The organism is Buttiauxella sp. WJP83 (genome assembly GCF_027594725.1).
Classification (GTDB): Bacteria; Pseudomonadota; Gammaproteobacteria; order Enterobacterales; family Enterobacteriaceae; genus Buttiauxella; species Buttiauxella selenatireducens.
The window spans coordinates 4,434,756-4,457,197 of record NZ_CP110080.1; the positions used below are offsets into that span (position 1 = coordinate 4,434,756).

Annotated in this window: 21 protein-coding genes; 6 read left to right on the top strand and 15 right to left on the bottom strand. The window is 50.7% G+C overall.

The features are described 5' to 3' along the window. Positions 1-28: 28 nt before the first annotated feature. Both OH773_RS20470 and pepQ read right to left on the bottom strand, forming a co-directional pair. Entirely contained in the window at positions 29-643 is a 615-nt protein-coding gene (locus tag OH773_RS20470; protein WP_270141444.1) for an IMPACT family protein, read from the bottom strand. Next, the gene (gene pepQ, locus OH773_RS20475) at positions 643-1,974 is read right to left on the bottom strand and encodes a Xaa-Pro dipeptidase (RefSeq protein WP_270141446.1); all 1,332 of its coding nucleotides are present in this window, start codon (positions 1,972-1,974) and stop codon (positions 643-645) included. Before pepQ ends, OH773_RS20470 begins: the two co-directional genes overlap by 1 nt. Before the next feature lie 193 nt (positions 1,975-2,167). Between pepQ and fadB the strand changes: the two genes are divergently transcribed. Together fadB and fadA are read left to right on the top strand one after the other, a co-directional pair. Next, entirely contained in the window at positions 2,168-4,357 is a 2,190-nt protein-coding gene (fadB, locus tag OH773_RS20480; protein ID WP_270141448.1) for a fatty acid oxidation complex subunit alpha FadB, read from the top strand. 9 nt (positions 4,358-4,366) lie between these two features. After that, on the top strand, positions 4,367-5,530 hold the full coding sequence (gene fadA / locus OH773_RS20485) for an acetyl-CoA C-acyltransferase FadA (protein ID WP_270141450.1): 1,164 nt from the start codon (positions 4,367-4,369) through the stop codon (positions 5,528-5,530). Between the two features lie 248 nt (positions 5,531-5,778). Here the strand turns inward: fadA and fre are convergent, their stop codons facing one another. Together fre and ubiD are read right to left on the bottom strand one after the other, a co-directional pair. Further along, entirely contained in the window at positions 5,779-6,480 is a 702-nt protein-coding gene (gene fre / locus OH773_RS20490) for an NAD(P)H-flavin reductase (RefSeq protein WP_183273142.1), read from the bottom strand. A 47-nt stretch (positions 6,481-6,527) separates the two neighbouring features. Then, a complete protein-coding gene (gene ubiD, locus OH773_RS20495; protein WP_270141453.1) occupies positions 6,528-8,012 on the bottom strand; it encodes a 4-hydroxy-3-polyprenylbenzoate decarboxylase in 1,485 nt (494 codons plus the stop codon). 173 nt (positions 8,013-8,185) lie between these two features. Between ubiD and rfaH the strand changes: the two genes are divergently transcribed. Further along, positions 8,186-8,674 carry a transcription/translation regulatory transformer protein RfaH gene (gene rfaH, locus OH773_RS20500; protein ID WP_270141455.1) on the top strand — a complete coding sequence of 163 codons (489 nt, stop codon included), beginning with the start codon at positions 8,186-8,188 and terminating at the stop codon, positions 8,672-8,674. 41 nt (positions 8,675-8,715) lie between these two features. On the opposite strand, the gene hemB is transcribed toward rfaH, so the two are convergent. From hemB to udp, 10 genes are all read right to left on the bottom strand, one after another. Continuing rightward, on the bottom strand, positions 8,716-9,738 hold the full coding sequence (gene hemB / locus OH773_RS20505; protein WP_270141457.1) for a porphobilinogen synthase: 1,023 nt from the start codon (positions 9,736-9,738) through the stop codon (positions 8,716-8,718). Between the two features lie 15 nt (positions 9,739-9,753). After that, entirely contained in the window at positions 9,754-10,533 is a 780-nt protein-coding gene (gene tatD, locus OH773_RS20510) for a 3'-5' ssDNA/RNA exonuclease TatD (RefSeq protein WP_270141459.1), read from the bottom strand. 51 nt (positions 10,534-10,584) lie between these two features. Continuing rightward, on the bottom strand, positions 10,585-11,361 hold the full coding sequence (gene tatC / locus OH773_RS20515) for a Sec-independent protein translocase subunit TatC (protein WP_270141461.1): 777 nt from the start codon (positions 11,359-11,361) through the stop codon (positions 10,585-10,587). A gap of 2 nt (positions 11,362-11,363) precedes the next feature. Then, complete coding sequence (gene tatB, locus OH773_RS20520) at positions 11,364-11,921, bottom strand: Sec-independent protein translocase protein TatB (protein WP_183273136.1); 558 nt, start codon at positions 11,919-11,921, stop codon at positions 11,364-11,366. 3 nt (positions 11,922-11,924) lie between these two features. After that, positions 11,925-12,191, bottom strand: a complete 267-nt coding sequence (tatA, locus tag OH773_RS20525; protein WP_270141464.1) for a Sec-independent protein translocase subunit TatA — start codon at positions 12,189-12,191, stop codon at positions 11,925-11,927. A gap of 83 nt (positions 12,192-12,274) precedes the next feature. Beyond that, positions 12,275-13,915, bottom strand: coding sequence for a ubiquinone biosynthesis regulatory protein kinase UbiB (ubiB, locus tag OH773_RS20530; RefSeq protein ID WP_270141466.1), 1,641 nt, complete (start codon positions 13,913-13,915; stop codon positions 12,275-12,277). Continuing rightward, on the bottom strand, positions 13,912-14,517 hold the full coding sequence (gene ubiJ, locus OH773_RS20535) for a ubiquinone biosynthesis protein UbiJ (RefSeq protein WP_270141468.1): 606 nt from the start codon (positions 14,515-14,517) through the stop codon (positions 13,912-13,914). The genes ubiB and ubiJ overlap by 4 nt, the downstream gene beginning before the upstream one ends. Before the next feature lie 13 nt (positions 14,518-14,530). Further along, on the bottom strand, positions 14,531-15,286 hold the full coding sequence (gene ubiE, locus OH773_RS20540) for a bifunctional demethylmenaquinone methyltransferase/2-methoxy-6-polyprenyl-1,4-benzoquinol methylase UbiE (protein WP_183273132.1): 756 nt from the start codon (positions 15,284-15,286) through the stop codon (positions 14,531-14,533). Between the two features lie 92 nt (positions 15,287-15,378). Next, entirely contained in the window at positions 15,379-16,788 is a 1,410-nt protein-coding gene (rmuC, locus tag OH773_RS20545; protein ID WP_270141471.1) for a DNA recombination protein RmuC, read from the bottom strand. A gap of 134 nt (positions 16,789-16,922) precedes the next feature. Continuing rightward, positions 16,923-17,684 (bottom strand): uridine phosphorylase, encoded by a 762-nt coding sequence (udp, locus tag OH773_RS20550; RefSeq protein ID WP_183273130.1) that lies wholly within the window; start codon positions 17,682-17,684, stop codon positions 16,923-16,925. A gap of 237 nt (positions 17,685-17,921) precedes the next feature. Here udp and OH773_RS20555 point away from each other — a divergent pair, with 237 nt between their 5' ends. The 3 genes from OH773_RS20555 (at position 17,922) to OH773_RS20565 (ending at position 20,033) form a co-directional block, all read left to right on the top strand. Next, positions 17,922-18,749 (top strand): dienelactone hydrolase family protein, encoded by an 828-nt coding sequence (locus OH773_RS20555; protein WP_270141473.1) that lies wholly within the window; start codon positions 17,922-17,924, stop codon positions 18,747-18,749. Between the two features lie 632 nt (positions 18,750-19,381). After that, positions 19,382-19,732, top strand: coding sequence for a type II toxin-antitoxin system RelE/ParE family toxin (locus OH773_RS20560; protein ID WP_270145988.1), 351 nt, complete (start codon positions 19,382-19,384; stop codon positions 19,730-19,732). Position 19,733: 1 nt separating this feature from the next. After that, a complete protein-coding gene (locus tag OH773_RS20565; RefSeq protein WP_270141475.1) occupies positions 19,734-20,033 on the top strand; it encodes a helix-turn-helix domain-containing protein in 300 nt (99 codons plus the stop codon). A 40-nt stretch (positions 20,034-20,073) separates the two neighbouring features. Here the strand turns inward: OH773_RS20565 and metE are convergent, their stop codons facing one another. Then, positions 20,074-22,335 carry a 5-methyltetrahydropteroyltriglutamate--homocysteine S-methyltransferase gene (metE, locus tag OH773_RS20570; RefSeq protein ID WP_270141477.1) on the bottom strand — a complete coding sequence of 754 codons (2,262 nt, stop codon included), beginning with the start codon at positions 22,333-22,335 and terminating at the stop codon, positions 20,074-20,076. Positions 22,336-22,442: the final 107 nt, after the last annotated feature.

Here is a 22,442-nt window from a genome sequence, read left to right on the forward strand (position 1 = left end):
TTAACTATCAAAAAATAACGAGAGGGAATTATTGTTCAGCCGGCAATAGATGCAATGCACCGCGGCTAAAATCAGCAAGTCTGACTGAAAACTCAGCCAGTTTCGCGTGTGGTAACGCGATACGTAATGATACAGATGCTTGAAAATCACTTTGCACGAGAACTCCGTTGCACAGTTTGAGCAACGCTTCGATTCCCGCAAGCTGCGCATAGTCACACTGCAAAGTATATTCGGTTAGCGGGACTTTGAGCACTGTAGGCAACTGATTTAATGCCATCTGCACTCCGCCACCGTAGGCTTTTACCAAACCGCCCGTTCCGAGTTTTATACCACCAGAGTAGCGCACTACCACGGCGGTAATTTCCCCGATGCCGCTCCCCATAAGCTGGGCGAGCATTGGCTTTCCAGCGGTTCCTGCCGGCTCACCATCGTCAGAGAAACCTAACTGCTGCGAATCATTGGGAGCACCAGCCACCCAGGCCCAGCAATGATGCCGGGCCGCCGGGTGTTCAGAACGTACTTTTTCAAGAAACTCTTTTGCCGCTATTACGCCGGTCGTATGAGCAACCAGCGTAATAAAGCGGCTTTTCTTGATTTCCTCGCTGACCACGACGGACTCAGCAGGAATCAGCCAACTGTCCATTACGCCAGTTTCAGATCGCGCGTCATATTTTCAACGTTGTTTTCGTGAATCACCACGTTGTCTTCGATGCGAACGCCACCAAATGGTTTCATGGCTTCAATGCGCTGCCAGTCAAAGTGCTTGCTGTACTGCCCTTCGCGCCACGGAGCGAGCAAAGACTCAATAAAGTAAATGCCAGGTTCGATAGTCAGTACCATACGAGGTTCCAGCACGCGAGTGCAACGCAGGTAAGGATATTGCGACGGTGCGGCCAGATGCGTACCGGTGTCATCCTGCATAAAACCAGCGACATCATGCACCTGTAAACCTAACGGGTGACCCAAACCGTGCGGCATAAATGGTCCTGTAATACCGGTTTCAACCATCGCTTCTTCGCTAATCCCTGTTACCAGCTTATGGCGGTTCAACAACTTCGCGATGCGGTGATGGAACTGCAGATGATAATCGGTATAACGCACGCCTGCTTTTAACGTATCAATCAGCGCAAGTTGTTCAGCATTAACGTCTTTCACCAATTGAGCAAAATCGTTGTCGCTTTTAGCCGACCAAGTACGCGTGAGATCAGCGGCGTAACCGTTGTATTCCGCACCCGCATCCAAAAGGAAACTGCGAACGTCGGAAGGTACACGGTTATCAAGTTTGGTGTAATGCAACACTGCCGCGTGTTCGTTGAGTGCCACAATATTGCTATAGGGAACATCAGTATCGCGATGACCCGTTGCGGTCAGATAAGCCTGATTGATATCAAACTCACTCATCCCGGACAAAAATGCTTCGTGTGCTGCCTGGTGACCCACGACCGCCGTTTTCTGCGCTTCACGCATGCAGGCCAGTTCATAATCAGTTTTATAAGAACGATGGTAATGTAGGTAATCAATGACCCCTTTCGGGTTGACGTTCGTGGCTTGAATCTCAAGCTGTAATGCACGCTCAGGCACCGGCCCAATATAGCCGATGTTGCTACGTGCAGTAGGAAGTTGGCTGCCTATGCCATCCGCTTTTGGCAAAGCAATCACATCAATTTCGTCAGTCCAGAAGGATTCAGGCAACGGTTCAACGTTATGCCAGTAATCAACAGGCAAGTAGAACCATAGTTTCGGTTTGTTAACACCATCCACCAGCAACCAGCAATTTGGCACTTGTGTCACAGGAACCCACGCCTTGAACTGTGGGTTCACTTTGAACGGATATGAATGATCATCCAGGAAGACGTTGAAAAGCTCGCCCGAGTGAATCAACAGCGCGTCCAGGTTAAAGCGCGCCAGAACATTGCGGGTGCGTTCCTGCAACGTTGCCACATGATCTTTATAAAGTGAGGCCAGTGAATCCATGATTTACCCTTCTGTTTTTTTAGAAACTGAACGCCACGCATCTTAGCACACCGTAAAGTTCGCGAACTTATTTCCAGTGGCTGTGATCATCTTTGCAAATATTTAAAGAGTCATTTGCATTTCATTAACATCAATTCCAAACTCCTTTCCATCTGGTACGACCAGATCCCATTGCTGGATTCAGGAGACTGACATGCTCTACCAAGGTGAAACCTTACATCTCGACTGGCTGGAAGATGGCATCGCAGAATTGGTATTTGATGCGCCCGGCTCAGTGAATAAACTCGACACCGCAACGGTAGCCAGTCTTGGCTACGCACTCGATGTATTGGAAAAACAGCCATCGCTGAAAGGCCTGATGCTGACCTCCAATAAAGCCGCGTTTATCGTCGGTGCGGATATTACCGAATTCCTGTCGTTGTTCCTGGTTCCTGCGGAACAGCTGACCCACTGGCTACAGTTCGCCAACAGCGTTTTCAATCGCCTGGAAGATCTGCCCGTCCCAACGATTTCTGCAGTGAATGGTTATGCCCTTGGCGGCGGCTGTGAATGTGTGCTGGCAACGGATTATCGCCTGGCAACCCCAGATACCCGCATCGGTCTGCCTGAAACAAAACTTGGCATCATGCCTGGTTTCGGTGGTTCAGTGCGCTTGCCGCGTATGCTGGGTGCCGATAGCGCGCTGGAAATCATCACTGCCGGTAAAGATGTCAGCGCCGCTGAAGCGCAAAAACTCGGTTTAGTGGACGGCATCGTTAAAACTGAAAAACTGCGCGACGGCGCATTGGCGGTACTGCGTCAGGCTATTAATGGCGATCTGGACTGGAAAGCGAAACGTGCACCAAAACTGCAACCTCTGAAGTTGAGTAAAATCGAAGCCACAATGAGCTTCACGATTGCGAAAAGCATGGTGATGCAGATTGCAGGCAAGCACTACCCTGCGCCGATGACGGCGGTAAAAACCATTGAAGCCGCGGCAAGACTAGGCCGTGACGAAGCATTACAACTGGAGACTCAAAGTTTCGTGCCGTTGGCACGTTCTAATGAGGCCCGTGCGCTGGTCGGGATTTTCCTTAACGACCAATACATAAAAGGTCAGGCGAAGAAGCTGACCAAAAATACCGAAACTCCGAAACAGGCTGCCGTTCTTGGCGCCGGGATCATGGGTGGCGGCATTGCTTACCAGTCAGCCTGGAAAGGCGTACCGGTATTAATGAAGGATATTAATGAGAAGTCACTTGAGCTGGGCATGAATGAAGCCAGCAAGCTTCTCAACAAACAGCTGGAACGTGGAAAGATCGACGGGCTGAAACTGGCGGGCGTCATTGCCACCATTCACCCAACACTGGATTACGCCGGTTTTGAGCGTGTCGACGTGGTGGTTGAAGCGGTTGTTGAAAACCCGAAAGTGAAAAAAGCCGTTCTGGCAGAAGTGGAAGATAAAGTACGCCCGGATACCGTTCTGGCGTCAAACACCTCAACCATTCCTATCGGTGAATTAGCAAACAGCCTGAAGCGCCCGGAAAACTTCTGCGGTATGCACTTCTTTAACCCAGTGCATCGTATGCCTTTGGTGGAAGTGATTCGCGGTGAGAAAACGTCTGAGCAAACTATCGCGAAAGTCGTGGCGTGGGCCAGCAAAATGGGCAAAACACCGATCGTGGTGAACGACTGCCCTGGCTTCTTCGTGAACCGTGTTCTGTTCCCTTATTTTGCGGGCTTCAGTCAGTTGATGCGTGACGGTGCTGATTTCCGTCAAATCGACAAAGTCATGGAAAAACAGTTCGGCTGGCCAATGGGCCCGGCGTATCTGCTCGACGTTGTCGGCATTGATACCGCGCATCACGCTCAGGCCGTTATGGCCGCGGGTTTCCCACAGCGTATGCAGAAAGATTATCGCGATGCCGTCGATGCGATGTTTGACGCGGGCCGCTACGGCCAGAAAACCCAACAAGGTTTCTATCGTTACAAACAAGACAGCAAAGGCAAGCCGCGTAAAGAACAAGACGATGCGACCGACAGCCTGCTGGCTGATGTCAGCAAGCCACGCCACAACTTTAGCGACGAAGAAATCATCGCCCGCATGATGATTCCAATGGTCAACGAAGTGGTGCGTTGCCTGGAAGAAGGCATTATTGCAAGCCCAGCGGAAGCGGATATGGCGCTGGTTTACGGTTTAGGTTTCCCTCCGTTCCACGGTGGCGCCTTCCGCTGGTTAGATACCATCGGCAGCGCAAAATATCTCGATATGGCTCAGCAGTATGAACATCTTGGCCCGCTCTACCAGGTGCCGGACGGTCTGCGAGCGAAAACTTCCCGTAACGAGCCGTACTATCCACCGGTCGAGCCTGCGCGCCCAGCCAGTGACCTGAAAAGTGCCTAAGGAGTGATTATGGAAAAGGTTGTAATTGTTGATGCCATCCGCACCCCGATGGGCCGTTCAAAAGGTGGGGCATTTCGTAATCTGCGTGCAGAAGATCTTTCCGCCCATTTGATGCGTGGAATTCTGTCGCGTAACCCAGCGTTAGAAGCTGCCGCACTGGATGATATTTATTGGGGTTGTGTACAACAGACTCTGGAGCAGGGTTTTAATATTGCGCGTAACGCCTCGCTGCTGGCAGAAATCCCGCATTCAGTCCCAGCGGTTACAGTGAACCGCCTGTGTGGTTCTTCTATGCAAGCCTTGCATGACGCAGCGCGTATGATTCAGACCGGTGATGCGCATGCTTGCCTGGTCGGCGGCGTAGAACACATGGGCCATGTGCCAATGAGCCACGGCGTTGATTTCCATCCAGGTTTGAGCCGCAACGTCGCCAAAGCAGCAGGCATGATGGGCTTAACCGCCGAAATGCTGGCGCGTATGCACGGTATCAACCGTGAAATGCAGGATCAGTTTGCGGCTCGTTCGCATCAGCGTGCGTGGGCAGCTACAGAAGCGGGCTATTTCAAATCTGAAATTCTGCCAACCAGCGGCCATGACGCAGATGGCGTACTCAAGCGTTTTGATTACGATGAAGTGATTCGCCCGGAAACCACTGTTGAAGGCCTGGCAGCGCTGAAACCTGCGTTTGATCCGGTCAACGGCACCGTCACGGCGGGCAGTTCTTCTGCTCTGTCAGATGGGGCGTCGGCGATGTTGCTGATGAGCGAATCACGCGCCAAAGAGCTTGGTCTGAAGATCCGCGCTTATGTTCGGTCAATGGCGGTGGTGGGTTGCGACCCATCAATTATGGGTTATGGCCCCGTTCCGGCATCGCAAATGGCGTTGAAAAAAGCGGGCCTGACTGCCGCTGATATCGACCTGTTTGAGATGAACGAAGCCTTCGCCGCGCAGATCCTGCCGTGTATTAAAGATCTGGGTTTGATGGATAAGATCGACGAGAAGATTAACCTGAACGGCGGCGCGATTGCGCTGGGTCACCCGCTCGGTTGTTCCGGCACCCGCATTAGCACCACACTGTTAAATCTGATGGAACGTCGCGATGCGCAATTTGGCCTCGCCACTATGTGCATCGGTTTAGGACAAGGTATTGCCACTGTTATTGAACGTACTTAATAACGTTTTTCAAAGTCATTGATGCTGTAGCGCGGCGGCAAATGAGCGAGTCCCGATGAGCTTACTGAAGTAAGTGATTCGGGTGAGCGAAAGCAGCCAACAAAGCTACGGCATCAAGGACGAAGAAAAAGAGTTTAGTTGCTGTAGTTCCCGCCTGTCAGGGGCGGGTTTTTTCTTTCTATCATTCAAAGTTCTGCTCAAAAACAAAAGCCACCGACGATGCGGTGGCCTGTCTGTTCAGTTTGCTCTTAAATAAACGCGAAAGCATCGCCAAACATACGCTCAGCACTGGCACCACGTTCATTACAGAACAGGTCACGCGCAATCTTCGCCATTTCAAAACGCCCGGCAATATAAATATCGTGTCCGGCCAGCGTTCCATAATCCTGCATAACCGCCGTTAATACGGTACCGGTACGGCCGCGCCAGCCTTCTTCCGGTTGCTCAACGACCGCTTCAACTCGCAGGTTTGGATGAACAACCGACAGCGCTTCCAGCTCAGACAAATCATAAAGATGCTTATCTTCGCGACCGCCCCAGTAAATGGCGATTTCGCGTTGTGGATTACGTGCAAGAGCAGTCAGCAAAATCGAACGTACGTAAGAGAAGCCAGTCCCGCCCGCAATCAAAATTAACGGACGATCTTCGTCTTCACGCAACCAGGCATCGCCGTGCGGTATATCTACGACGATTTCTTTCTCTTTCAGAATACGGTCCATCACCGCCATGGCGTACAGATTGATCTCTGATGCGCCAATGTGCAGTTCAATATACTCATGGTCGCTCGGCGTGGATGCCATGGAGAACGGGCGTTTATCGCGCTCATCCATCACCACCATCAAATACTGCCCGGCCTGAAAGGAGAATTTCGCTTCCGGCAGTAATCGAACGCGATAGACCGTGTCAGTTATCGCTTCTACCGAGGTCACTTTACAGCTTAAGGTTGTCATGCTTCCCCTCTGTCGGGTCAATAATGCAAAGCAGAAAAATCCGCCACTCAGGCGTTTTTACTGTCGTCGAAAATAGCCAGCTCGTCCCAGATTGCATCAATACGCGCACATACTTCTGCATCTTTCTTAATAGGACGACCCCACTCACGTTGGGTTTCCCCTGGCCATTTATTGGTGGCATCCAGTCCCATTTTTGAACCAAGGCCGGAAACCGGCGAGGCAAAATCCAGGTAATCGATTGGTGTATTTTCTACCAAAACGGTATCTCGCGCAGGATCCATTCGTGTCGTGATGGCCCAAATGACATCGTTCCAGTCGCGCGCGTTGACATCGTCATCGCAGACGATGACGAACTTGGTGTACATAAACTGCCGCAGGAAAGACCATACGCCCATCATCACGCGCTTAGCGTGACCTGCGTATTGCTTCTTAATGGTGACAACCGCAAGGCGATAGGAACATCCTTCCGGTGGCAGATAAAAATCAACAATTTCCGGGAATTGCTTCTGCAAAATCGGCACAAACACTTCATTGAGTGCCACACCGAGAACCGCCGGTTCATCCGGTGGCCGCCCTGTATACGTTGAATGGTAAATCGCATTCTGGCGCTGGGTAATATGCGTAACGGTAAATACCGGGAAGTCATCTACTTCATTGTAGTAGCCCGTGTGGTCACCATATGGCCCTTCTGGTGCCATTTCACCCGGCTCGATATATCCTTCCAGCACAATTTCCGCGCTGGCAGGAACTTCAAGATCGTTAGAAATACACTTCACCACTTCGGTTTTAGTGCCACGCAATAAACCGGCAAAAGCATATTCTGACAGGGTGTCTGGCACTGGAGTGACCGCGCCAAGAATGGTTGCAGGGTCGGCACCTAATGCAACCGAAACAGGGAAACGCTCACCAGGATGTTCAGCACACCACTCCTGGAAATCTAGCGCGCCGCCGCGATGAGATAACCAGCGCATGATAAGTTTGTTTTTGCCGATAACCTGTTGGCGATAAATGCCCAGATTCTGGCGATCTTTATGCGGCCCACGCGTTACCGTCAAACCCCAGGTTATCAGTGGCGCTGCATCTTCAGGCCAGCATTGCATGACAGGAATACGCGACAAATCAACTTCACCACCTTCCCAAATGATTTCCTGACAAGGGGCGTTACGCAGCCGTTTGGTCGGCATATTCAGGACTTGTTTAAACTGCGGGAGTTTATCGAATAAATCGCGAAAACCCTTCGGCGGCTCAGGTTCTTTCAGGAAGGCCAGTAACTTGCCGACTTCACGCAATGCAGAAACATCTTCCTGCCCCATTCCCATCGCGACGCGTTTCGGAGTGCCAAACAGGTTACACAGCACTGGCATATCGTACCCTTTCGGGTTCTCAAATAGCAGAGCCGGGCCATTCGCACGCAAAGTACGATCGGCAATTTCCGTCATTTCCAGGTACGGATCGACCGGCATTGCGATACGCTTTAGCTCGCCGCGTTGTTCAAGTAATTCCAGAAAGTCGCGTAGGTCGTGGTATTTCATGCAATTAATCGTAGTCAGGATTTTGCGGTCATTATACGGGCTTCATGCACAGCATGCTGTATTTTTGTTAATAACGCGTAAATGCTTGCCCGTTGACCAATTGATATGGGTTATCTATCCCTGATAACGGCCTTTTGCTATCCTTCGAAGGTTGATTAGGAAAAAGAGAACTTATGGAATCCTGGTATCTGTTGTACTGCAAGCGGGGCCAATTACTGCGGGCGCAAGAGCATCTTGAGCGTCAGGACGTGAATTGCCTCACCCCGATGATCAAAATTGAAAAGATCGTGCGAGGCAAACGCACTGCGGTCGATGAACCACTGTTCCCAAATTATATGTTTGTTCGGTTTGACCCTGAGACCATTCACACCACGACAATTCATTCAACCCGCGGTGTCAGCCATTTCGTGCGTTTCGGCAGTCTTCCTGCCACCGTACCAGGTGATGTCATTGAGCAGCTCGTCAACCACCAGCCAGAAAATATCACCGATCCCGATACACCGTACGCAGGCGATCGCGTGGTAATCACTGAAGGGGCATTCGAAGGTTTGGAAGCTATTTTTAGCGAGCCGGACGGTGAAGCCCGCTCCATGCTGCTGCTGAATCTGTTGAATAAACAAGTGATGCAGAGTGTGAAAAACACTGATTTTAAAAAGACGTAACGCTAATCAGGGCGGATAAGTCTCCGCCCTGGAAGGAAAACCTAGCGCTGCATTTGCTCGTCATGCAACCATTGTGCGACACGCTTCGAGAAGTACGTTAACACGCCATCCGCTCCGGCACGTTTAAAGCACAGCAATGACTCCATGATGGCCGGTTTTTCTGCCAACCAACCGTTCTGAATTGCCGCCATGTGCATCGCATACTCGCCAGAAACCTGGTAGGCAAAGGTCGGCACGCCGAAGGTATCTTTTACACGACGAACTACATCCAGATATGGCATACCCGGTTTCACCATCACCATATCCGCGCCTTCTTGCAGATCCTGCGCAACTTCCTGCAGAGCTTCGTCGCCATTAGCGGGGTCCATCTGATAGGTCTTCTTATTACCCCCTTTCAGATTGCCCGATGAGCCAATCGCATCGCGGAAAGGACCGTAATAGCAAGACGCGTATTTAGCTGCGTAAGACATGATTTGGGTGTTAACAAAACCATCTAGTTCGAGCTGGTCACGAATCGCACCGATACGACCATCCATCATATCGCTAGGCGCTATGATTTCAGCACCGGCTTCCGCATGGGAAAGCGCCTGGCGCACCAGAATCTCACGTGTAATGTCGTTGATAACGTAACCGTCTGCATCAATCACGCCATCCTGCCCATGAGTGGTATACGGGTCGAGTGCTACGTCAGTCAACAAACCCAACTCTGGCACTGCATCTTTCAACGCACGTACCGCACGCTGAACCAGGCCATTCGGGTTATAAGCTTCTTCCGCGTGCAGCGACTTTCCAGCACTTTCAATAACCGGGAACAGTGACAATACCGGCACACCAAGTTTGCCGACAGTTTCCGCTTCTTTGAGCAGCAGATCGATAGTCATGCGGTAAACACCGGGCATCGACGGGACTTCTTCCTGGCGGTTCTGGCCTTCCATCACGAACACAGGATAGATAAGGTCGTTAACCGTTAATTGATTCTCCGCCACAAGACGACGGCTGAAATCGTGGCGACGGACGCGGCGCATACGGCGGCCAGGAAACGTACCGGGAAATGCATAGCTCATTGATTTTCTCCTGATTTAAGCCAGCCGGAAAAGACGGCGGGCATTGTCATCTGTTACTTGCGCAAGCCAGGCGGGATCTTCTCCACGCCATCCAGCTACCTTTTCCAGGATATGAGGCAAGTAACAGGGTTCGTTCCGTCGGGAAGCAGGTTTTGGTTTTAGATCCCGCGGTAACAAGTAGGGGGCATCAGTTTCCAACAACAGCTGATGCGCTGGAATCACAGGTAACAATTCACGTAATTCAAGGCCGCGGCGCTCGTCGCATACCCAGCCAGTGACACCGATAAAAATTCCTCTGGCAAGGCATTCACGAACTTCATTTTCTGTTCCGGTAAAGCAGTGCAAAACCACACCCGGTAACTTATCAAGCCACGGGTCGAGCAAAGCGATAAAGCGCTCGTGCGCTTCGCGGCAGTGCAAAAATACTGGCATCATCAGGTCAGCTGCAAGGGCCAGTTGTGCGGTAAAAGCGCGTTCTTGCTCAGCAGGTGTTGAGAAATTACGGTTGAAATCCAGGCCACACTCACCGATAGCCACCACTTCCGATGCACCGGCAAGTTCGCGAATAGCGTCTGCGGTTTCGTCTTGCCAATGACTGGCATCATGCGGATGAACACCCGCAGTCGACCAGCAGCCCTGGTACTGTTGCGCCAGTAACAGTGCCTGCTGACTTTCGTGAATATTGGTTCCGGTAAGCAACATGCCGCTCACTCCCGCAAGCTGTGCACGCGTAACAACATCAGCATGGTCTTTAGCAAACTGGGAGCTGGTAAGATTTACACCGATATCAAACATAGCGTCTTCCAAACGACGACCGCCCTAAAGGGCGGCCTGATTTTATGACTCTTACTTAGAGTTCCTGTCTTCTTCAACGTCATCTTCGACGTCTTCCATGTCTCTGCGACCTTTGCCGACATAGTAGCGGGAGAAGAACACACCGATTTCAAACAGACAGTACATGGGTATTGCCAGTAGCGTTTGAGAGAAGACATCCGGCGGGGTGAGCAGCATGCCGACAATAAAGGCACCCACAAATATGTAAGGCCGCTTCTTTTTTAACGCGTCTGGCGTTGTTACGCCCATCCAGCAAAGCAGAATAATCGCCACGGGCACTTCAAACGCCACCCCAAATGCCATGAATAATGCCATAACAAAATCGAGGTACTTGGCGATATCGGTGGACACCACCACACCCATCGGTGCGGTTTTTGTCAGAAAACCAAAGGCCAGTGGGAAAACGACAAAGTAAGCAAATGCAATGCCGAGATAGAACAATAACGAACTGGAGATCAGTAACGGCGTGACCAGCTTACGCTCGTGTTTATACAAAGCAGGCGCGATAAACGCCCAAATTTGATAAAGAATGACCGGTGCGGACAAAAACACCGAAACATAAATAGTCAGCTTAATTGGGGTGAAAAACGGTGAAGCCACGTCAGTGGCAATCATCGTTGACCCAACGGGCATCTGCTTAATCAGCGGAGATGAGACAATCTGATAGATGTCATTGGCAAAGTAAACCAGTGCCAGGAAAATCACCAGCACAGCGATAATGCTATTTAACAGTCGCTTGCGCAGCTCTATCAGATGGCTGATAAGCGGTTGGGTATCTTCAACGGCCATGGTTACTGTTTATCACTCGAAGGTTGTGAGGAAACGGGTGTTTTCGCGGGCTCTGCGATGGGTTTAATCTGAGGCTGAGTCAACTCTTCAGAAACTTCTGCTGCCGCTGAGGCAGGAGCTGTTTCAGTTTCAACGACAGGTGCTTCTTCAGGCGCGCTGGCCTGATGTGCAGCCGTTGCAGGAGTCACGCCTTCATGGCTATCCTGAGCGTCTTTCACCAGTGGATTATGGATGGTATGGGCCTCGTCACTCCCCTTTTCAGGTTCATGCGTATACGAGCGCTTCATCGACTCAGCCGCCTGACGCAGTTCATCCATTGATGCTTTTAGTTCTGGAGTGAGATTGTCCATGCTCGCTTTTTCAACCTTCTTCAGGCTGTCTTGCAGCTCCTGGATTTTCAACTCCTGAACCAGTTCGTTTTGCACCGTTGCCGCCAGAGAGCGCAAAGCGCGCACCCAGCCGACAACCGTTTTAACAGCCACAGGCAAACGCTGTGGCCCGAGAACGATCAGACCAATGACAAAAACCAGCAGCAGCTCACTGAAACCAATATCGAACACGGTTTACACCTGCTCTTTATCGTTGCTCTTAGCTTCGTCTTTCTTCACATCGCCTGGTTGCTTATCTGCAAGCGTTTTCGCTGTGAAATCGGCATCCTGAATGGATTTATCTTTCTCTTTGTCTTTATCTTCATCATCGCTCATGGCTTTTTTAAAGCCTTTGATGGATGCGCCCAAATCAGAACCGATAGAACCCAGCTTCTTAGTACCGAAAAGCAGAACCACGATGACGGCAATGATCAACAATTGCCAAATACTGATACCACCCATAATGTTGCCTCAAATCACAGTGATGAATAGATAACGGTCTTTATTGTACCGCACGTTGTCTGTTAAAAACGATTAAAAACAGCTCAGGATGAGCGCCGCCAACCAATCAGCCAGGCAACAATGCCAGCAGCCATAAGCCCTGCAGGCAGGTATTGCCATTCTGGTTTGCTAATCAATAATAACGTGCCGCTTAACAGCAGCGTGGCACCAATGCCAAACAGATAGCGGGATTGGGCCTGACGCACCTGATTGCGTTGCAAATCACGCGTTATTTTATCAACACTCTGCTGTAATTGTTTACCCTGGCGCAAACTGTCGTACATCAGTTCTGGTAGTTCTGGCATTTTTTCTATCCAGAACGGTGCTTTTTCTTTAAAAGAGCGAATAAGCGCAGGAATACCAACCTGATCTTTGATCCAACTTTCCAGGAAAGGTTTGGCTGTTTTCCACAAATCTAGTTGTGGGTAAAGCTGTCTTCCGAGGCCTTCAACATAAAGTAGCGTTTTTTGCAGTAAAACCAACTGCGGCTGCACTTCCATATTAAAACGGCGTGCCGTGTTAAACAGATTGAGCAGCACATGGCCGAAGGAAATTTCTGCCAGTGGTTTCTCAAAGATGGGTTCGCAAACGGTACGAATGGCGAACTCAAACTCTTCTACGTTGGTATCTGGTGGCACCCAGCCTGAATCGACATGCAATTCAGCGACCTTGCGATAGTCTCGATTAAAGAAGGCGATAAAGTTTTCTGCCAGGTAACGCTTATCTTCTTTATTGAGCGAACCAACAATGCCGCAGTCGATACCGATATATTTTGGATCTTCAGGGTGTTCATAGCTGACAAAGATATTCCCCGGATGCATATCGGCATGGAAAAAGCTGTCTCGAAACACCTGTGTGAAGAAGACCTGCACGCCGCGTTCTGCCAACAGTTTCATGTTGGTGCCTTGCTCCTTGAGCATCGCAATATCAGAAACAGGAATACCGTAGATCCGCTCCATGACCATCATGTTCTCGCTGCAGTAGTCAGAGAATACTTCCGGCACGTAGAGCATCGGGCTGTCTTCAAAGTTGCGGCGCAACTGGATAGCGTTGGCGGCTTCACGCAGAAGATTAAGCTCGTCAATCAAGGTCTTTTCATATTCGCGCACCACTTCCAGCGGGCGTAAACGGCGGCCATCTGGCATCAATCGTGGCACCCATCGAGCAAGACGGTAGATGAGTTTCATATCCGCTTTGATAATCGGCAGGATATCCGGGCGAATGACTTTGATAACAACATCGCGCCCATTTTCTTTCAGGCGTGCGGTATGAACCTGGGCAATTGAGGCCGATGCAAGCGGTTGTATTTCGAAATCATCAAACCAGGTTTCGATAGGGATCCCACCCATCGATTGTTCAATTTGCTTTTTAGCTAAAGCGCCATCAAATGGCGCAACGCGGTCTTGCAACATCGCAAGCTGGTCCGCAATTTGTGGGGGGAACAGATCACGACGAGTCGAGAGCATCTGCCCAAACTTGATCCATACCGGACCCAGTTCTTGCAGTGCAAGGCGCAGCCGCTCACCAAGAGGTTTCTCTTTGTGACGATTTGGCATCCAGAACAGCATGCGTCGCCAGATGCGTAACGGCAGCGTAATACGGATCCGAGGGATCAGTTCATCCAAACCGTAGCTAAGAAAAGTGCGGATAATAAAATAGAGGCGGCGAATCTCTCCAGGCGTCATTTTTTCTCCAGTTTGTCCAGTCGCGCAATAAGTGCATCGACCTTACGGTCGACAGCTGCCGTTTCCTCAGCAAACCATGCGACTTCCAACGAGCCTGGTGCCATCTTCCACTCTTCAGTAATAGCTTCTGACAGGTATTGCTGGTTACGGGAAAATCCTTTTTTCAATAACTTACTGCCGCCACTAATAACCTTGCTGATACCTTCAGCAGCAATATCACCGATATAAGGCGCTAACAATTCAGCGGGATCGAACTCAGCAAGATCCATCAGGGCAACCCAATTCTGGACGACCTGAATATCCCCCTGAACTTCTAATTCACCGCTGCGAATAAGTGCCGTAAGCTGTTGCCGGTCACGCAATTTCGGCAGTGTGCTAAACCCAGTCAACACCCGACAATCAGCTTCACCTTCCCACTGGCCTAATACATCGATTTGTTGTTCGCTAAACACCAAAACGATAGGTGATGAGATCTCTTTGAGTTCAACACGTAACACCTTACCCACTAAGCGCTGCCGTGCCGCCTTCAAGCCTCGGTCTTGCCAGAGAAATGTATTGAGCAGATTTTCTATTCCGGCAGTCATTAGCGGTGTAAATGGCATCACGAGTTCCCAATCAGAATTTATAACCACGGTGCAGCGCAACAACGCCAGCCGTCAGATTGAAGTAGGTGGTATTTTCAAAACCGGCATCTTCCATCATCGCTTTCAACGTTTCTTGATCAGGGTGCATACGAATAGATTCAGCCAGATAACGGTAGCTTTCCGCATCTTGTGCAACGATTTCACCTATACGCGGCAGAATATGGAATGAGTACGCATCGTAGGCTTTGCTAAGAGGTTCGATAATCGGTTTAGAGAATTCCAGAACCAGCAGGCGACCGCCCGGTTTTAAAACTCGGTACATGGAACGCAGCGCTTTTTCTTTGTCGGTCACATTGCGCAAGCCGAAAGAGATGGTAATGCAATCAAAGAAGTTGTCAGGGAAAGGCAGAGCTTCGGCGTTAGCCTGAACATAACTCACGTTGCCAACAATACCGATGTTGCGCAGTTTTTCACGCCCCATTTTCAGCATTGAATCGTTGATATCCGCCAGAACCACTTCGCCTGTTTCGCCGACCAGACGGGAGAACTTAGCGGTCAAATCACCGGTGCCTCCCGCTAAATCCAGTACACGCTGACCACGGCGAACACCACTGCAATCAATGGTAAATCGCTTCCAGATACGATGGATGCCGAACGACATCAGGTCATTCATCACGTCGTATTTTGCGGCCACAGAATGGAACACATGGGCTACCATATCGGCCTTCTGTTCCTTCGCTACAGTGCGGAAGCCAAAGTGTGTTGTTTCCTGGGATTCTTCAACCATCTCGATGCCTGCTTGTCCAAAAAATGTTTGTGGAGTGTAACAGAATGAGGCTCAAAGCCCTATGCTTCAAGCCGCAGGGACTAAACCAGCGCTTAACGTTCACCAACGATACGTCGGCTTTCTAAACCATTGTCAGCGCTGTTTTCTCTATCGTTCTCTTCGTCTTCCAGTCTGGCCTGCTCGACTAAATCCGGATTAATCTCGCGTTTAACTTCAACACCCAAACAACGAAATGCCTCAGCTTGAATGAGGATATTCCCACGGCCCGATGCGAGTTTTTTCATCGCCTGCCGATAGTTATCCTGGGCTTTATCCAGGCTTTGGCCAATTGCCGACATGTCGTCAACGAAGAGACGCATTTTGTCATACAGTCGGCTGGCGCGTTCGGCAATTTGTTGCGCATTTCGGCTTTGATGCTCATAACGCCACAAATTGGCAACGGTTCGTAGCGCTACCAGCAAGGTCGTAGGGCTCACCAGCATGATGTTATTTTTGAGTGCTTCGCTGATGAGTTCAGGCTGGCGGTCAATCGCCAGTAAAAACGCGGGCTCGACGGGGATAAACATCAACACATAATCCAGAGAACGCAGCCCCGGCAATTGCTGGTAGTCTTTGCGGCCAAGCATGCGGATATGGTTACGAATGCTGGCAATGTGCTCATTGAGCGCGCTTTCGCGGGTTAGCTCATCTTCACCGTTGTAATAACGCTCATACGCCACCAGCGTCATCTTGGCATCGATGACGACATCTTTGCCTTGCGGCAAACGCACAATGACATCGGGCTGCATCCGGCTGTTATTTTCGAGCTGAATATTGACCTGAGTTTCGTATTCATAACCCTCTCGCAAACCTGATGCCTCCAGCACACGAGTCAGCACAACCTCACCCCAGGTACCCTGAGTTTTGTTATCCCCTTTCAGGGCTTTGGTGAGATTCAGTGCCTCTTGCGCCATTTGGGCATTCAGCTGTTGAAGGCTACGGATTTCATGAGTAAGCGTGTGGCGCTCGCGGGCTTCCTGACCAAAACTCTCTTGCACCTGACGACGGAAACCATCCAGTTGTTCGCGCAATGGTGAGAGTAAGCCATTTAAACTTTGCCGGTTTTGTTCTTCAACTTTGCGGCCACTTTGCTCAAAAATACGGTTGGCGAGGTTTTCAAATTGTTCGCTCAGGCGTTGCTCGCTGTTAAGCATCTGGCGATGCTTGTCGTCGGCATTAAGGCGGGTTTGTTCTAAAAGAGTGGAAAGTTCGCGGATATCCGCTTCCTGCGCACTATTGATCTCAAGCTGAGTACGCAGTTCTCGGTTGAGTTGCTCGCATTCCTCTTTCCAGTGCTGGTTTTGCTGCAACTCCTGGCGGGCGGCAGTCAGTTCGCCGTAGATTTCTCGTTGTTCTTCATACAGTGCGGATTGCCGCGTAGCCGCCCGCAAACTTGCCAGCAACCATCCAGTCAGAACACCAACCAGCGCAATACCGATACCGAATAAAATTGAAATATCCACAGTCACTCCCACAAGCCATGCCAAACCTCAGCAAAATAAAATTCTGCTGTATAAATGTCCAGATGAAAAGGGATTTCCTGCGAGGCGTTACGCAAAGCGTAAAAATTAAGCCGGCTTGCACCGGCTTATTGGGACTAGATTAAGCGACGAGCCGCTTCCACCACGATTTGCACCGCGTGGCTTTCTGTTTTTTTCATGGTTTCAGCATTCGGGATTTCTTGCTGAGTACGGTTCACAATCACGCCAGCCACCATACCGGCACGCAGGCCCTGGCTTGCGCACATGGTCAGAAGAGTCGCGGATTCCATCTCGTAGTTCATCACGCCCATCTGCTGCCACTCTTCCATGGAACCTTTATAGCGGCTCACTACGCGACCTGAGAAGGTGTCGTAACGTTCCTGGCCTGGATAGAAGGTATCAGAAGAAGCCGTCACACCAATGTGCGTGGTCGCACCGATAGATTTCGCCGCTTCAACCAGTGCAGTAGTACAGGCAAAATCAGCAACGGCTGGGAATTCCAGCGGTGCGAAGTGCAGGCTGGCACCGTCAAGACGCACAGACGCAGTGGTCACCAGAACGTCACCAACATTAATATGCGGCTGGATTGCGCCAGTCGTCCCGATACGCAGGAAAGTACGAATGCCCAGTTGCGCCAGTTCTTCTACAGCGATAGAAGTCGACGGGCCGCCGATGCCGGTCGAGCAGACAATGACTGGCTTGCCATCTAGTTCAGCACGCCAGGTAGTAAATTCACGGTGGGCAGCCAATTTTACCGGCTTGTCCATCAGTACTGCGATTTTTTCCACGCGCTCTGGATCGCCCGGGACGATGGCAAGCGTTGCCCCTTGCAGATCATTTTTAGTGAGGCCGAGGTGAAAAACATCAGACTTGGACATAACAGACTCCTGCGTTGAATAGGTTGGCTTATCTATCTAAGGAGGTACTGTACCGAACCTCTGCAAAGAATTACGTGACCGATTTCACTTTGAATGAAACAAATTACATTATTTTCAATTGAGATAGTGATCGTAATCACACGTTAAGGCGCGAATGTTCATTAACCCGCCAACTCGAAGTCTCACGGAGAAAAGCTATAGTTATCGCACTGCGCTAATTTGATAAGGAGAATGCCAATGAAAGAAGAACAACCCACAGCTAAATTACCGGGCGGAAATTTTGCTCCTGCGGCCTCCCCTCTGGCTTCAACCGTGTTACATACACCAGACGACGCAATTTTAGCGGGGGAAACTTCCATTCCTACGCAGGGCGAGAATATGCCCGCATATCACGCCAGGCCAAAAGGTGCGGAAGGTTCTTTGCCCATCGTGATTGTAGTGCAGGAAATTTTCGGCGTGCATGAGCATATTCGCGATATTTGCCGCAGATTAGCACTGGAAGGATACCTGGCCATCGCGCCAGAACTCTATTTCCGCCAGGGTGACCCAAATGATTTTGCAGATATTCAGACGCTTTTAAGTGGACTGGTCTCTAAGGTTCCCGATGCACAGGTGCTGGCTGATCTCGATCACGTCGCCAACTGGGCGGCTAGAAACGGCGGCGATGCTCATCGCCTGATGATTACCGGTTTTTGTTGGGGTGGACGAATGACCTGGTTATACGCCGCACATAATCCACAGTTGAAAGCAGCCGTTGCCTGGTATGGAAAACTGTTGGGCGAGAAATCCCTTAATTCACAACATCATCCAGTCGATATCGCCATTAATCTGAACGCGCCAGTGCTTGGACTTTACGGCGGGCTAGACACCGGGATTTCGCAGGAAAGTGTAGAAACCATGCGCCATGCTCTGCGCGCTGCGAATGCCAACGCAGAAATCATCGTCTACCCGGAAGCGGGCCACGCGTTTAACGCAGATTATCGCCCGAGCTACCATGCCGATTCAGCAAAAGATGGCTGGCAGCGCATGCTGAAGTGGTTTGAACGATATGGCACGAAGAAGTAATACATGCCGCCCTGGTTCAACCCAGGGCTTTATCCTTGATATTAATAAGTGTACTGCATCACATTCCTGAGCCTGCTTTTTTTACTCTTGTCAGCACCCAGCATCAAAAAATTTGCCGCTGGTGTATGGATTATTTATTGAGAGCAGGGGTGAGTGTGTAGTTGGGTGATGGGTGATGGGTGATGGGTGATGGGTGATGGGTGATGGGTGATGGGTGATGGGTGATATTTTTGCAGTTTTCAGTCGGTTTTCATTCCCAACGTGACCCGCCTCGAAGCATTCCATTTCAGCCACAAATCCCTTAGTTTTACTGTTGACTTACCCAGTACCAAAGCAGAGATTGTGGAAGCTTAGAAGCGCCCCAGCAAGGTACTACGCAGGATATTTTCCAGCACTACGTTGATGAATTAATTGAAATTAATAATCACAGCGAATGTATGGCGCTGTGTGGCCGCCTGCTTGCCGGGCTGGTGAAGGTACAGCAAGCGTTCACTAAGCAACAAAGCGGCCTTCGCTCGTCGGAGATATGGCCGTTTCATCACGAACTACACCTTTCTTCCAACGCCCAACCTTTACTTGAAGTTATTGCTTAAAGGCTATAATTTATAAACAGGAAGCTACAGTACATGGATATGTGGGAAGTCATTACTACGGATGTTTTTGATCGCTGGTTTTTAGCGCAAGCCAATGCGCTAAGAGAAGATGTACTGGCGGTAATGGGTATTCTGGAAGAAATGGGGCCACAACTTGGCCGTCCCTATGTGGATACACTCAATGGTTCCGCATTCCCTAATATGAAAGAACTTCGCATCCAGCATGCGGGGGTTCCAGTAAGAGCATTTTTCGCCTTTGATCCTGTCCGCCGAGCCATTGTCTTATGCGCCGGTGATAAAACAGGGCTTAACGAGAAACAATTTTATCGCGACATGATTCGGCTGGCGGAATCTGAATATTGTAAGCACTTGGCCCATCTGGAGAAATAATATGTCTACTTATAAAAAGTTACTCGCCAAACAGAGCCCGGAAAGCCAGCAGGAAATTGCGGATAAGATTCAGGTTTTACGTCAGGAAATTGCTCTTAGCCAGCTTCGAGAGGAACTGAAGATGTCACAGACTGAACTCGCCCAGGCTGTTGGGGTATCCCAACCTACCATAGCTAAAATGGAAAACCCTGAAAACGACCCGCGCTTATCCACATTAAAACGCTACGTCGCAGCTCTTGGGGGTGAATTGAGTATTGATATAACGCTACCAACCGGTAAGCGTGTGGTTTTCCATCTCTGATACCACTGAAGATAGCCCCCTTTCGAGGGCAAAAGAAAACTTAAGCGCTACGCAAGTTCTGCGCCGCCTTCACCATGTTCGCCAGCGCCTGACGCGTTTCTGGCCAGCCGCGAGTTTTCAGGCCGCAGTCAGGGTTAACCCACAAACGCTCAGCCGGAACACTTTCAGCCGCTTTCTTCAGGAGCGCTTCAATCCATTCCACGCTTGGCACGTTCGGCGAGTGAATGTCATACACGCCCGGTCCAATTTCGTTCGGGTATTCGAACTCTTTGAACGACTCCAACAAGTCCATATCGGAACGTGAGGTTTCAATGGTGATCACGTCCGCATCCAGCGCCGCAATGGAATCCATGATGTCGTTGAATTCGCAGTAACACATGTGGGTGTGGATCTGCGTGTCGTCGCGTACCACAGCGGCGTTCAGGCGGAAAGCTTCCACGCCCCATTCCAGATACGCCTGCCAGTCGGACTGACGCAGCGGTAAACCTTCACGCAACGCGGGTTCGTCAATCTGAATGATGCCAATGCCCGCAGCTTCAAGATCCGCCACTTCGTCGCGCAACGCCAGTGCAATTTGCTTCGCGATGGTTTCGCGCGAGACGTCTTCGCGTGGGAATGACCAGCACAGAATTGTCACCGGGCCAGTCAACATGCCTTTTACTGGTTTGTCGGTCAGGGATTGCGCGTACTTCGCCCATTCAACGGTGATGGCTTCCGGGCGGCTGATATCACCAATCACGACCGGCGGTTTTACACAGCGGGAGCCGTAGCTCTGTACCCAGCCGTTTTGGGTGAAGACGAAGCCGTCGAGGTGTTCGCCAAAATATTCCACCATGTCGTTACGCTCGGCCTCACCGTGCACCAGCACATCCAGGCCCAGCCGTTCTTGTTCCGCTACCGCTTGTTTGATGTGTTCAGCGATACCGGTGCGATAGTTGTTGGCATCCAGATTTCCCTTTTTGAAGTCTAGGCGCAAGCCGCGGATTTCGGTGGTTTGCGGGAAAGAACCGATAGTCGTTGTCGGCCACGCTGGCAGGTTAAAACGCTGACGTTGCGCCACGGCACGAGCGGCATAGTCGCTGTGACGTTGGCTGTCTTGCGCGGTAATGGTAGCCAGACGCTGTTCTACTGCGGCATTGTGTACACGGCTTGAATGGCGGCGAGCCTGAATTGGTGCGCTCCATTCCACCAGCTTTTCGGTGTTACCGCTGTTTAGCGCTTCGGTCAGTAGTGAAAGCTCAGCACATTTTTGCAGGGCGAAGGCAAACCAGCTTTTCACTTCCGCATCCAGACGCGTTTCCACGCTGAGATCGATTGGGCTGTGCAGCAATGAGCAAGAGGAGGCCACCCATAGCTCACGTTTGCCGACGATGGCCTGCAATTGCTGATATTTTTCCGTCAGATCGGCACGCCAGACGTTACGTCCGTTAATCACACCGGCAGACAATAGCCAGTCAGCCGGAAGCTGTTGATGCAACGCGTTGATATCATCTTTACCGTGTACGAAATCAACGTGCAGACCCTGGACCGGCAGCGCGGTGATGGTGTTCAGGTTTGGCGTGACGCCTTCGAAATAGGTGGTCAGCAACAGCTTAACGTTACCATTCAGCGCGTCATAAGCAGGCTTGAACGCATCCAGCCACGCCTGCGGCAATTCCAGCACCAGAGCGGGTTCATCGATTTGCACCCATTCGATGCCGCGTTTTGCCAGCTCTGCCAGAACCTGTTGGTAAACCGGCAGAATGTCGTTGAGCAAGCTCAGGCGGTCGAACTGCTCACCCTTCACTTTACCCAGCCACAGATAGGTGACTGGGCCAAGCAGCACAGGTTTCACGTTGTGGCCCAGTGCCAGCGCTTCGTCCACTTCATCCAGAAGTTGTGTCCAGGTCAGTTTGAACTGCTGGCCTAGAGTAAATTCCGGCACCATGTAGTGATAGTTGGTGTTAAACCATTTCGTCATTTCTGCGGCGGCGGCAGGCTTGCCAGTCGGTGCGCGGCCACGGCCCAGACGGAATAATGTGTCGATATCTACACTGCCGTCCGCGTTCTGATGACGAGCCGGTACATTGCCAAGTAACAAGCTGGTGGTCAGAACGTGATCGTACCAGGCGAAATCGCCCACTGGCAGTAATTCAACGCCGGCCTGTTTTTGTTGATCCCAGTGACGAGCACGCAGTTCGCGGCCCACTGTCAGTAATTCTTCCTGGGTAGAGTTACCTGCCCAGTAACTTTCTTGTGCCTTTTTCAGTTCGCGACGCAGGCCAACACGAGGGAAGCCGAGGGTGTGATTTTTGATTGTCATTTTTATGTCCTCATGGTGAATTTTTTGGATTTGGACGTCCAGATGTTTACACCGCCATCTTGCAAAGGTACTGTATATTCCTCAAGCGCAATTTGCTCATGCCGAAG